This is a genomic window from Pseudoalteromonas sp. CO342X (assembly GCF_004208915.1).
Taxonomy (GTDB): Bacteria; Pseudomonadota; Gammaproteobacteria; order Enterobacterales; family Alteromonadaceae; genus Pseudoalteromonas; species Pseudoalteromonas maricaloris.
On record NZ_SGPH01000035.1, the window covers coordinates 275,479 to 288,044 of the forward strand.

Here is a 12,566-nt window from a genome sequence, read left to right on the forward strand (position 1 = left end):
CCTTTACATCATTACTACGTCAAACTGCTCTTGGCTATATAAGCTCTCAGTTTGAATGCTAACCTGCTTACCAATAAATAATTCAAGCTCAGCTAAATTATGATACTCATCGTTGATCAAGGCTTCGCTCACCGCTGGCGAGGCATAAACCATAAACTTGTCGGCATCATAAGCACGATTCACACGCACGATCTCCCGTAGGATCTCATAGCAAACGGTTTCGACCGTTTTTAGTGAGCCACGACCGGAGCAAGATGGACACACATCACAAAGAATATGTTCTAGGCTCTCGCGCGTGCGCTTACGGGTCATTTCTACAAGCCCAAGTGCAGAGAGTCCATTGATATTGGCTTTCGCTCGGTCTTTAGACAACGCGGTTTCTAAAGAGTGCAATACTCGGCGTTTATGCTCGTCAGATATCATGTCAATAAAGTCGATAATAATGATACCACCAAGGTTTCGTAACCTTAGTTGCCTCGCAATTGCAGACGTCGCCTCAACATTGGTATTAAAAATCGTCTCTTCGAGATTACGATGGCCAACAAACGCGCCGGTATTAACATCAACCGTTGTCATTGCTTCCGTTTGGTCAATGATAAGGTAGCCACCAGACTTTAACTCAACCTTTCGATGTAGTGCTTTTTGGATCTCAGTCTCAACATCAAACAAGTCAAAAATAGGGCGTTCACCGGGGTAATACTCAAGTGCACTTGCGAGTTGGGGAACAAACTCTTCAGTGAAAAGCTTTAGCTCTTGGTAAGTTAACTTTGAGTCAACACGGATACGTTCCATGTCCTCACCAACATAATCACGCAAGGTGCGAAATGCTAAGGTAAGATCCTCGTGCAAAATTTTTGCTTTGCTCGTTTTACGGCGGCGAGTCACAATTTTTTGCCAAAGCTTTTTCAAAAACTCCGCATCATGCTGTAACTCTGCTTCCGAAGCGCCTTCAGCAGCGGTACGAACGATAAAACCACCGTTTTCGTCATTATATTGTGCGACAATTTCTTTTAATCGGTCGCGCTCTTGTTCGGTTTCAATACGCTGACTCACACCCACATGCGTCGCGTCAGGCATAAACACCAAATAACGTGAAGGAATAGTGATGTCCGTTGTCAGTCTAGCGCCTTTTGTGCCAAGCGGATCTTTGACCACTTGTACCATAATGAACTGGCCTTGTTTAACCAGCTCACGAATATCCTGCACTTTCTTAACTGGGGACTCGGCCACCCCCTCTTCGATGGAAGCACTGTTCACGATATCTGACGCATGTAGAAACGCCGCTTTTTCCAAGCCGATATCCACAAAAGCAGCCTGCATACCAGGAAGAACTCGGCTTACTTTGCCAAGATAAATATTACCGACGATGCCGAGGTTACCGATCCGTTCAACTTGAACTTCTTGCAGCACCCCATTTTCGATTAAGGCTACGCGACTTTCACTTGGGGTGACATTGATTAGTAGTTCGCTACTCATATTTTATTTTAAAAACCGTTGAATTAATTCGTCTGTCTCATATAAAGGTAAGCCGACAACTGCAAAATAGCTACCTTGGATCTCAGTTACAAAGCGTCCACCTACCCCTTGGATCCCGTAACCACCCGCTTTATCTTGCGGCTCGTTGGTGTCCCAGTAGGCATCAATTTCGGTTTCGCTCAGCGTTTTAAAAGTCACATTGGTCACAATCACATCGCTCAATACTTTGCTTGTATCTGCAAGTGCAATCGCTGTCATCACCTGATGCGTATGACCAGAAAGGCGCTGCATCATCGCTTTGAAATCCGCTTTATCACGAGGCTTACCAAGCGCTTCTCCGTCAATGACAACCACAGTGTCACTGCCAAGAACCGGCTTATCGGTATACCCTAGCGCCACACCTGATTGCGCTTTTAAACACGCTAAACGCTCCACAAGCTGTAATGCGCTTTCATCGTCTAGCGGACTTTCATCAGCATCAACACTAAATTGCTCGAACGAATAGCCAAGCTGAGAAAGCAGCGCTTTGCGACGCGGAGAAGCCGAAGCTAAATATAAAGAAATAGACATTATCTGATCCTAAACTGTCTACGATATTTTCTCAGCAGTGGGAATATCCACAGCCAGCACACCATACCCGTAACTGCAGGCCAGAGATAATGCGGGTTAAAGTAGATATCAAGCAAGAAATGATTAAGCCAAAATTGTAACAAATGATAGAGCGCGAGAAATAGCCCGATCAGCACTGCTTGCTGCCAGATGGAGAAATTACGAATTTTCTGAAAGTTACTGGCGGTAATATAAATACAAATGGAATAGGTCAACGAGTTCACCCCGAGAGGCGCGCCCATCGCTAAATCAATTATTAGGCCAGTCATCCAAGCCCAACCAATATTCACACGGTGAGGAACGGCCAAAGACCAGTACATCAACACCAACAATACCCAGTCAGGACGAAATGGTTCAAGTGAAAAAGGCAATGGCATAAGTGCCATGATTAACGCAACAAAGACACTTAATGCAATCAATAAGTTGCTATGTTTACTCATGATTAATTGCCTCTTGGCTACGTTTACCTAACACCACGAGTAAGCGAATGCGATCTAGTTGTGCAATCGGCTCTGCCTGTACTTGTGCAAACGGTAGGCCTTCGTCTCTATCTATCTCAGTAACTACAGCCACCGGATAGCCTTCAGGGAAAGTACCACCAAGCCCGGAAGTGACCAACACATCACCAATGCGAATATCCATGCTATGCGGTACATGAGCAAGGCGAACATTATTGATTTTACCCGTCCCCTCTACCACAGTGCGAACGTCATTACGCAATATTCTGACCGGTGTCGCATGGGTGGTATCAGTCATAAGCAGCACTCTTGAGGTCGTTGTACCGACTTGAGTGAGCTGCCCAACAATGCCCATTTCGTCAATAACAGCCTGCCCTTCGCTGATCCCATCAATAGTACCGCGATTAATCACCACCTGATGGCTATAAGGGTTAGAATGAACAGACAACACTTGAGATATTAAACGTTGATTGGTTTCCCTAGCTGAAGCACCTAATAAAGCGCGCAACTCTTGATTTTCTTTTTGCAAAAACTGAAGTTGCTGTAATTGCTCACTCTGTATTAATTGTTTTTCTCTGAGTGCTTGGTTTTCTTGTTGCAGCTTTTCTCTGGTATTAAGGCTTTTCAGGCCCAAGTTGAACGCTTCATAGGGAATATTAGCGACGTACAGTAGCGGACTGACCAAAGTGTTTAAACTGGTTCGCACCATAGTCCCACCAACCGTGTAGCGGTCACCAATGATCAGAATAATACTAAGCACAACTGCGACAGTAAGTCGCAGTTGTAAAGGAACGGTTCGGCCAAATAATAAATTCATCAGTCGTAACTAAATACGTCACCACCGTGCATGTCTATCATCTCTAACGCTTTACCACCACCTCTTGCCACACAAGTTAATGGGTCATCGGCAACCACCACTGGAATACCAGTTTCTTCCATCAACAAACGGTCTAAATCTTTGAGTAATGCGCCACCACCTGTTAATACCATGCCATGGGCAGAAATATCAGAGGCAAGCTCTGGTGGCGACTGCTCTAGCGCAACCATTACTGCACTTACAATCCCCATCAAAGGTTCTTGTAACGCTTCTAGGATTTCATGCGAGTTGAGTGTGAAAGAGCGCGGCACCCCTTCAGCTAAGTTACGGCCGCGAACCTCAATCTCAATCGGTGTTTCACTCTTAAACGCTGAGCCAATTTCATGTTTGATATGCTCAGCCGTCGCTTCACCAATTAGACTTCCGAAGTTACGACGTACGTAGTTAATAATCGCTTCATCAAACTTATCACCACCGATACGTACTGAAGACGAATAAACAACACCATTTAGTGAGATAATCGCCACTTCCGTCGTACCACCACCGATATCAACAACCATCGAACCCGTTGCTTCAGATACTGGTAGACCAGCGCCAATTGCAGCTGCCATTGGCTCCTCAATTAAGTACACTTCACGCGCACCGGCACCCATTGCGGATTCACGGATAGCACGCTTTTCAACTTGCGTTGCACCACAAGGTACGCAAATAAGTACACGAGGGCTTGGACGCATAAAGTTATTATTGTGCACCTGTTTAATAAAGTGCTGTAACATTTTTTCTGTTACATAGAAGTCTGCAATCACCCCATCTTTCATCGGGCGAATAGCTTTGATGTTACCCGGCGTTCGACCTAGCATTTGCTTAGCCGCAGTACCCACTGATGCAACGCTTTTTGGGCCACCTGCTCGCTCCTGACGAATCGCCACCACCGATGGCTCATTCAGTACGATGCCTTCTTCTTTTACATAAATAAGTGTGTTTGCCGTCCCTAAATCGATAGAGAGATCGTTAGAAAATAATCCGCGTAATTTTTTAAACATGAGGCTGGGTGACCTTTCAGAATTCTGTCAAACAAAGCAGCATCACCTGCTGCTCTTAATTTACTACTTATCGCTCTCGAACAAGTCGAAAACCTATATAATTCGCTCTAAAATCTGGCGCTAACGCTAAGCGAGTTGACACTCGAGCCAAACTCGGCGCGAAGTTCCATGCACCGCCACGCACTGTAACATCGCTCTGAGAAGCACGCTTTTGCGTCCACTCCCAGACGTTTCCTACAGTATCATATAAGCCATAGCTATTCGGTGAAAATTGGGCAACTGGTGAAGGACTTTTATTAGACCACTCACTGCCACACCAACCACAATTAGCTAGGTTTCTTCCGATTTCATTACCCCATGGGTACTCAGATGCAGTGCCTGCACGCGCCGCATATTCCCATTCAACTTCATTGGGTAATCTAAATTGTTGTCCTTTTTCGCCAGATAACCAGTTGGCATACGCTTTGGCATCATCATAAGCAACACAAACAACGGGAAAATTATCTGATTGCTCGTAACCGGGGTTTTCCCAATTATATTCAAGCTCCCAAACCGGTTCGCCATTTTTATAGTATGCGCAGCCTTTACCTTGTTCGGCTAAGGTTTTATATCCAGTGCTTTGTGCAAAACGGCGAAAAGCCGCCACTGTAACCTCAGTGCTCTGCATGGCATATGAATGACTCAACACTTTTTCAACAATGGGACGCTCATTTGGTAAACCATTACCCGTCAGGTCGCCCATTTTAAAAGTGCCTGCGGGGATAATAGCTAGCTCATTTTCGGTGGTTGCTACGGCGACCACTTGTGCTTGTTGCGCTTCAGGCTCAGGCTTTTTCGTTACAACAGACGTTACCGATTGGCGTTTCTTCACCAATTTCGCATTAATGGTTTGTGCCGCTCGTAGGTTAATGCGCGCTTTATAAGGTTCATAACCTAATTTACGGATCTCAACATCATAAAATCCGGCAGGAATTGCTACTGTCGTTTTTGTCGCGCCGTAGCTGACTCCATTAATAAATACTTCGTCGTCGTAAACATTTGATCTTAAAGTTAACTCGACTGTTTTATCAGCCGTTTGTGACTTTTTTACAAGAGGGGTCTCCACGACTGGCTGCTTTGTAATAGTCGCAACTTCAACCGGATCACTTTGCTCGTCCGAAAAAGTCAGTTGATTATCACTGTAGACTGTCGAGTAGTTCGACTGGTAATTTACGGCAAGCGGAGTGCCATACTCAGCACAATAACGATTGTCTAAGCTCAGCAGGTTACATAAGCGGCTGCTATTTACATCACCACGCATCGTTACGCTGAGATTAACGTTGTAGTTGCCTTGTCCACTAAATCCACTATTTACAACATGACTGCTCACCACTTGAACCTGCGCGCCAGCCATATTGCGTTTTGGCTCGACAACACGGCTCTCGGTTAGGTTTGCAAAAATCTGATCAATAAAGCGCTTAGTTGCTTTTTGAAGCCCCATTTGCTGACCACGCTGTTCACAAGCCGCCAAGGTTTCTGTGCGCTTACAGTTAATCGTGTGGTCTACCTCTAGCGTACCTTCACGAGTAAACTCATTACGTAGTCGCTCTACTCGCGCTGTGCCAAGCTGATCTTTTAAGTTTTCAAGCGTATTTACTAAGGTGTGCTTAGTTACACGGACTTGCTCAATATCTTTACGCTGTGATGCAATCGCCGCAATCTGCATCGCAATGTCTTCTTTATTCTGCTTGTGATCTGCCACTGCTTGCTGATAACGCGTTTGCGCAGAAGAAATATCAATGGAAGGATCATCAATTAGCCGACGATACAACTCATTCATTGCATCTAAGGCCTGATTTTTTTCTTTGTCTAACTCACCTGAACGTTTTCTCAATAACTCAAGTTGAGACTGCAGACGCGTTTCCTCTGCTAGGTGCTTTTCTAAAACGACCGAGTATCTGTCTAATTCGCTTTGCTTATTAGACAATTCAGACTCGATGGCAGTGACCGTCGCAGTATCTTGCGCCATAGCGCTTTGAGCAACAGTACCCATGGCCAGGATCGAGGCCGAGACAATAAAAGTTAAAGGAGCAATTCGCATATGTTCCATTCCCAACAGCGGCAATTGTTTGGTCTTGTTATTTCTTATAGTTAGGGCTCTATGCTATGTACTTACAAAGTAAAACACAAGCTTTGCACAATTAATATCTGAGTTTACAACTATTAACCAGCGTCTTGCCAGTTTTTAGCTGAGATTTTGTCTATTTTTCTCTAACATCGCGATGTGTTACTAATTCGAGTCCAAAATAGCAGATAGGTAATCAAGGATGTATGATAACCTCTGGAGTGAAACGCTCGGTTTATTTATTATAGTGCGCAAAATATCAGGCTGATTTCATCATGCAAACCATCACCAATATCGCCGAGTCACCAATCCAAACTATTCACCACCCGACATTGGATAAATACGGTTTAACGTTGCAGGTTAAGCGTGATGATTTGCTCCACCCTGTGATCCAAGGAAACAAATGGCGTAAGCTAAAATACAACATACTCCACCTAAAGCAAGCTGGCCTTGAAGAGTTAGTCACTTTTGGCGGGGCGTTTTCCAATCACTTATATGCTACCAGCATGGCGTGCAAGCTTTTCGCAATCAAAGGTCACTTAATTGTTAGAGGCCCAGAGATTGACCGGCACAACCCAACGCTAAAAATGGCAAGCGCTTGTGGACTAGCACTTCATCCCGTGAGTCGAGTCGAATATCGGCAAAGAAATCAACCTGAATACATTCAAACTCTGCAAGCCAAGTTTAATAATGCTTATCTCATACCAGAAGGCGGCACTAATGCACTTGCACTGCAAGGCGTTGAAGAGTTAGCGCATTCCTTGCCTCAAAGTGATTATGTCATGACAGCTGTGGGCAGTGGTGGCACAGTGGCAGGACTAATCTCGGGGTTACCTAACCACACGCAGGTTTTAGGTGTTACGGTACTAAAAGGTGCTGAATACCTAGCACAGGAAATACATGAACTAATAACAGCTCAGCGCTGCGCGCCATGGCAGCTACTCCATGGTTTTCATCACGGAGGTTACGCCAAGACTACACCTGAATTGCTGAGGTTTTGTCATGAAATGAAGGTAAAATATCGTTTGCCTCTTGAGCCTATTTACACTGGTAAACTGTTTTACGCCATTTTCACTTTGGCTAAACAAGGATACTTCAAAAGAGGCAGTGTGATCACCGCAATCCATACAGGCGGTTTACAAGGATTAGATGGTTTGAGATATCTGGTAAATAAAAAGTCGACCTAATCAGCTTATGCGGTTAGCGTTTTAGTGAATATCAGCGAGCTGTTGTAACGGTGCGGAGAAATAATGCCCTTGGGCTCCTTTCACTCCAAGCCCTTTGATGCAACTCAGTTCAGCAACGGTTTCAATCCCCACTGCATATACTGGAATACCTAAGCTTCTTGCTTGAGCGACTATTTGCTTTACTGTGCGTTTACGATACGCAGATTTTTCAATGCCATGTACCAGCTCATAACTAAGCTTGACAGCTTTTACCAACTCGGCAAGCGGTGAGCGCCCTAGCGTCAGAGCCTGCGTAACGTTATCCAAATAAATATCGCACCCAAGTCGGTTCAACCTATCAAAAGCTGCTAGCAATCGCTCTCCATGTTGATAGACCTCTTCTATGCTAAGTTCAAAGCCTATTGCCGCACCACTATGAGACGCAATGAGCTGCCCCTCTAGCCAATCAATAAACTGGCTATCCACCCAGCTCGAGATATGTAAGTTAATACTTACCTTACCAAAACTCCTTTCCTGCTCATACACAGACAACACCTGCTTCACTATCGCTCTATCCAGAAACTGAAATTGCTCTGGCGTGTAAAGGTGTTGCATCACCTGCTTGGCCGAAATTCGACCCATTTCTTTGTGAGTCACTCTTAGTAGCGCTTCGCTTACAATTACGTCTTCGGCTAAAAAGTCGAACAACGGCTGGAAGAATAAGGAAAACTGTCCGGCTTTCAGATAACTCAGCAAAGCCTCACCATCTTCGTTAAGGCGTTTTGCCAATAACTCTGTGAGATGAACTAGATGAGTATGTTGCCACACTTGATTTTGCGCGATCGAAAGCGCTGATTTTGCGCTCTGATAAACCTGAGTCTGTTGTTTATTTTCCTGATAAAAACAAGCGCCAAGTTTCACTTTGCTGCGAGATAAATCCCCCCGAAACTCTAACAGCACTCGATAAACGATTTCGTGCATTTGCTTTACCAAATCCATACCTTTAGTCGCCCCTATCTGCTTTACTGTCACGGCTAATGCCCCAGAAGCTAGATATTTAACTGCCACCGTCCCAAACTCTCCAACGCCTTTAACCAGCGCAAGCTGAAAATGTAACTGCAGATCAACCTCTTTAGGCGTACTGCACTGCCAATGGATTAACGCAAATAATGCATACTGCCCTTCAGGAGCTGGGGCTGGTAAAGCCACAGGCTTTTGCGCATGTGAGGTAGACTCAGCCTTACCGTATAAAAACCACCACCGATGTACGAATAACACCAGTCCAATCGACAATAAATTGAAAAATATCAATATATATCCATGACTTATCCATATAGATTCATGATACAAGGTAACGGTTTGGTCGTTGGCAACAAATTGATGTTCTTCTGCATTCGCAACAGGTAACAACGAAAAACCATACTTCGTAGCTATTTCACTTACTCCCGCAGCAAAAGCTTCAGCTGATAGCTGCGAAATTTCAGCCGCGGCTTCTTCGCCTTGTGTGTGAACCTGAAGGTGCAGTAAATGATTAAGAAGGAAATTTAGACACAACAACACCGCCAAACTTACCGCGACTAGCTTTTTTTGATACTGACGACTAAATCCATCTAACAGCTGAATTGGCATAATGTTTTGATTGGGTGGAAAGATAACTGAAGTGTTGTTCAAAATAGTGCAAAACTCAAGCGAGATGCGGCTTTTAATTGTACAGAAAGGATAAGCAACTGAGCCAAAACTAGAAAAGCGTTAAGTTTATTAATCGTGCAAGATGGTAAGCTATATCTAAGCTTACTCGTCACCATTTTCTTAGAGATATTTATACCACTAAAAACAAAAAACCCCAGCATGATGCTAGGGTTTTCTTAGATGCTATACCACCATTTAGAACGGAATATCATCATCAAAGTCAATTGGTGGCTCCATAGGGTTTGAGCTACCGCCTGATTGAGCATTGTTTTGGTTCTGTTGTGGTGCAAAACCACCTTGAGACTGACCACCAAATCCAGAAGACTGCTGAGAATTCTGTTGCGATTGCTGTGGTGCGAATCCACCTTGCTGTTGGTTTGACTGGCTTTGCTGTGGCTGCGAATATTGCTGCTGAGGCGCTTGATTATAGCTTTGCTGACCATAATTATTTTGCTGCTGTTGACCGCCTTGGTACTGGCCGCCACCTTGACCCTGCTGCTCGCCACGGCCACCTAGCATTTGCATTTGGCCACCCATGTCCACCACGATTTCTGTTGTGTACTTTTCTTGGCCGCTTTGATCTGTCCACTTACGAGTCTGTAGACGACCTTCAATGTAAACCTGCGAGCCTTTTCTTAAATACTCACCCGCAACTTCCGCAAGTTTGCCAAACAACACCACACGGTGCCATTCTGTACGCTCTTGCAATTGACCGGTGTTTTTATCTTTCCAGCTATCCGTAGTTGCAATGCTGATGTTAGCCACGCCGTTACCGTTTGGCATATAGCGAACTTCAGGATCTTGGCCCAGATTACCTACCAAAATTACTTTATTAACACCACGTGCCATGGTATTGTCTCCTCACACTATGACAAGCCCAGCACTTGCTTGGCTTGCTTCAAATCAAAAATTTTATCATCTACTTTTAGGTAGCTACGATTCTCATCTCTCACTACCGTGGCCTCAAGTACCCCAGGTAATGAAACCAATTGGTCTGCCAATTCCGTCGCTTGTTGCTCATTTTCTACAGCAGAAACTAAGCTGATCGCTTTGCTCTTAGGTGGCACTTGCATGCCCCATGCGATAACAAACCATATTACCCCAATAATGGCCGTTGCGGCAAATATCGTATCGACCGCAAAATTTTGTGCCAAGATACCACCCAAAGCACCACCTATAAATGCGCCAAGAAACTGGCCAGATGAAAAGACTCCCATCGCCGATCCCTTTTGGTTTGCTGGAGCTATACGAGAAACCAACGCAGGCATAGTTGCTTCGAGAAAATTAAAGGCAATAAAATAGACCAGCATTGCACCTGCGATCACCCAAAGTGAATCTACAAAGCAATACAAAGTAACCGAGCTTACCACTAGCATTGCAATAGACAGCAAGAATGTCTGCTTTTCTTTTTGTTTGCGGATCGCCACTATCATCATCGGTGCCATCAAAATGAAGGCGAGTAAAAATACCGGAATGTAGAGTTGCCAATGCCTATCTGCTGCAAGGCCGTCACGGATCAACTGACCAGGCAAGGCTACAAAAATTGTAGTCAGCGTCAAATGCAATAGCAACACCCCAAGATCAAGCCTCAGTAACTGTGGGTTTTGCACCAAGCGACGAATATCTGCAAAGCTTGCTATTGTGTCACCTTTTGGGGCTTTATTTACCGCATTTGGCACCATAAAGGTAATGATAGCGATACCTACAATTGCCAATACCGCCGTCAGCCAGAAGATCCCTTCGATACCAAAAGACGCTGCAATCATTGGTCCTAATAACATGGCTACAGCAAAGCTCATACCAATGCACATGCCAATGACCGCCATTACCTTCGGACGCTGCTCGTCACGGCTCAAATCCGCAGCAAGCGCAAGTAACGCACTTGCAATCGCGCCCATGCCCTGTAGCGCTCTACCAAATGTCACCCAATAGATTGAATCCGCTAATGCCGCGATAACGGACCCTAATGCAAATACCAACAACCCACCAATGATGATTGGCTTACGGCCGAACTTATCAGACAACCAACCCATAGGTATCTGGAGTACAGCTTGAGTCAAACCATAAGCACCAATAGCCAAACCAATCCACAGTGGCGAGACATCCTGTAAAGACTGGCCGTAAACAGCTAACACAGGCATCAGCATGAACAAACCAAGCATGCGGAAAGCGAAAACGCCAGCAAGAGAAATCGCGGCGCGCTTTTCAGTTGGGTTTAAAGAGTCATTAGACATAAGGCGGTATTCATCACTATCGAAAATCACGCGCAAGTTTAACAAACTCTTTTCTTAACTTACACTAGCGCGAACGGATCTTTGCAATGCGATTGTTACCATCATGAATTTGAGCAGCTTACTTCGAGAGAAAAAAGCGCTAGTTGACGCCGTACTTGGCCGTGATCTGAGCTAATTTTCCGCTACGTTTAACCCGTTCAAATGCTTGACTCAAACGCTGCAAACGCTCGCTCGAGGTGCGTGCCTTGCTAAAGGCAAAATATACTGGGTTTTCGTTAATAACCAACGAGCTAATCGCAAACTTTTCAAAATCAGGGTTATTTTTACTTTGATACAGGATGTTGAATTTTTCTTCTAAAAACCCTGCTATCCGTCCTTTTTTGAGCAAATTCAATTTTACCTGATTGTCGGGTACATAAATAAATTGTGTTTCACTGTCGGTACGACGCGCAAGGCGAGCTGTAAACGCCTCACCGTAATAAGCATTACGCTGAATAGCGATGGGCTTTGACAGATGGAATAACGACTCAAGTGAGTCAAGCTGATGAGGCTCGCCTGAGTTCATTGCAAAAACAATGGTTTCCATGCGTTGGGGACCAATAAAATACGCAAACTGTTCACGTACTGGTGTTTTTGTGACGCTCAAAATAAGATCGATGTCGCCCTCCTCTAAAAGCTTCAGCGCCCGACCCCAAGGAATACTTACGAAACGATAGCTACACCCCGCTTCATCTAATAAGGCTTTAGCGAAATCAACATCCATACCGTGCCAAACAAGGTCGTCATTTAACTTAGACTGCGCCGCATAATTCTCAAACCGCACCACCAGCTCACAGGCGAACACATTTTGGCAAAGCAGCGCCAAAAGCAATAAAAGTCGATACAAAATCAATATCCCAAGTTGATCGGTTTAATAAGTTTAGTTCGTTTAGCAGAGATAACTTAATTTTGTATTCGGGATGCGGTAATC

At 44.8% G+C, this 12,566-nt stretch carries 11 protein-coding genes; 1 reads left to right on the forward strand and 10 read right to left on the reverse strand.

Annotated elements, in window-relative coordinates:
- Positions 1-3 precede the first annotated feature (3 nt).
- The 6 genes from rng to EXT47_RS16680 all read right to left on the reverse strand — a co-directional run bounded on the left by rng (position 4) and on the right by EXT47_RS16680 (position 6,483).
- Positions 4-1,476, reverse strand: a complete 1,473-nt coding sequence (rng, locus tag EXT47_RS16655; RefSeq protein ID WP_045990521.1) for a ribonuclease G — start codon at positions 1,474-1,476, stop codon at positions 4-6.
- 3 nt (positions 1,477-1,479) lie between these two features.
- Positions 1,480-2,046 carry a nucleoside triphosphate pyrophosphatase gene (locus EXT47_RS16660; RefSeq protein ID WP_039492943.1) on the reverse strand — a complete coding sequence of 189 codons (567 nt, stop codon included), beginning with the start codon at positions 2,044-2,046 and terminating at the stop codon, positions 1,480-1,482.
- On the reverse strand, positions 2,046-2,528 hold the full coding sequence (gene mreD, locus EXT47_RS16665; RefSeq protein ID WP_026001073.1) for a rod shape-determining protein MreD: 483 nt from the start codon (positions 2,526-2,528) through the stop codon (positions 2,046-2,048). Before mreD ends, EXT47_RS16660 begins: the two co-directional genes overlap by 1 nt.
- Complete coding sequence (mreC, locus tag EXT47_RS16670; RefSeq protein WP_010376644.1) at positions 2,518-3,360, reverse strand: rod shape-determining protein MreC; 843 nt, start codon at positions 3,358-3,360, stop codon at positions 2,518-2,520. Before mreC ends, mreD begins: the two co-directional genes overlap by 11 nt.
- Positions 3,360-4,403: a rod shape-determining protein gene (locus tag EXT47_RS16675; RefSeq protein ID WP_010376642.1), complete on the reverse strand. Its 1,044-nt coding sequence runs from the start codon at positions 4,401-4,403 to the stop codon at positions 3,360-3,362. Before EXT47_RS16675 ends, mreC begins: the two co-directional genes overlap by 1 nt.
- 67 nt (positions 4,404-4,470) lie before the next feature.
- Positions 4,471-6,483, reverse strand: coding sequence for a formylglycine-generating enzyme family protein (locus EXT47_RS16680; RefSeq protein WP_010376640.1), 2,013 nt, complete (start codon positions 6,481-6,483; stop codon positions 4,471-4,473).
- Between the two features lie 299 nt (positions 6,484-6,782).
- Between EXT47_RS16680 and EXT47_RS16685 the strand changes: the two genes are divergently transcribed.
- Positions 6,783-7,694, forward strand: a complete 912-nt coding sequence (locus EXT47_RS16685; protein WP_039492944.1) for a 1-aminocyclopropane-1-carboxylate deaminase/D-cysteine desulfhydrase — start codon at positions 6,783-6,785, stop codon at positions 7,692-7,694.
- 21 nt (positions 7,695-7,715) lie between these two features.
- Here EXT47_RS16685 and EXT47_RS16690 read toward each other — a convergent pair whose 3' ends face one another.
- The 4 genes from EXT47_RS16690 to EXT47_RS16705 form a co-directional block, all read right to left on the reverse strand.
- Positions 7,716-9,302 carry an EAL domain-containing protein gene (locus tag EXT47_RS16690; protein ID WP_130127099.1) on the reverse strand — a complete coding sequence of 529 codons (1,587 nt, stop codon included), beginning with the start codon at positions 9,300-9,302 and terminating at the stop codon, positions 7,716-7,718.
- Positions 9,303-9,557: 255 nt separating this feature from the next.
- Positions 9,558-10,211: a single-stranded DNA-binding protein gene (ssb, locus tag EXT47_RS16695; protein WP_130127100.1), complete on the reverse strand. Its 654-nt coding sequence runs from the start codon at positions 10,209-10,211 to the stop codon at positions 9,558-9,560.
- 17 nt (positions 10,212-10,228) lie between these two features.
- A complete protein-coding gene (locus EXT47_RS16700) occupies positions 10,229-11,596 on the reverse strand; it encodes an MFS transporter (RefSeq protein ID WP_130127110.1) in 1,368 nt (455 codons plus the stop codon).
- Positions 11,597-11,735: 139 nt separating this feature from the next.
- Positions 11,736-12,482, reverse strand: coding sequence for an ABC transporter substrate-binding protein (locus EXT47_RS16705; RefSeq protein WP_039492948.1), 747 nt, complete (start codon positions 12,480-12,482; stop codon positions 11,736-11,738).
- Between the last annotated feature and the right edge of the window lie 84 nt (positions 12,483-12,566).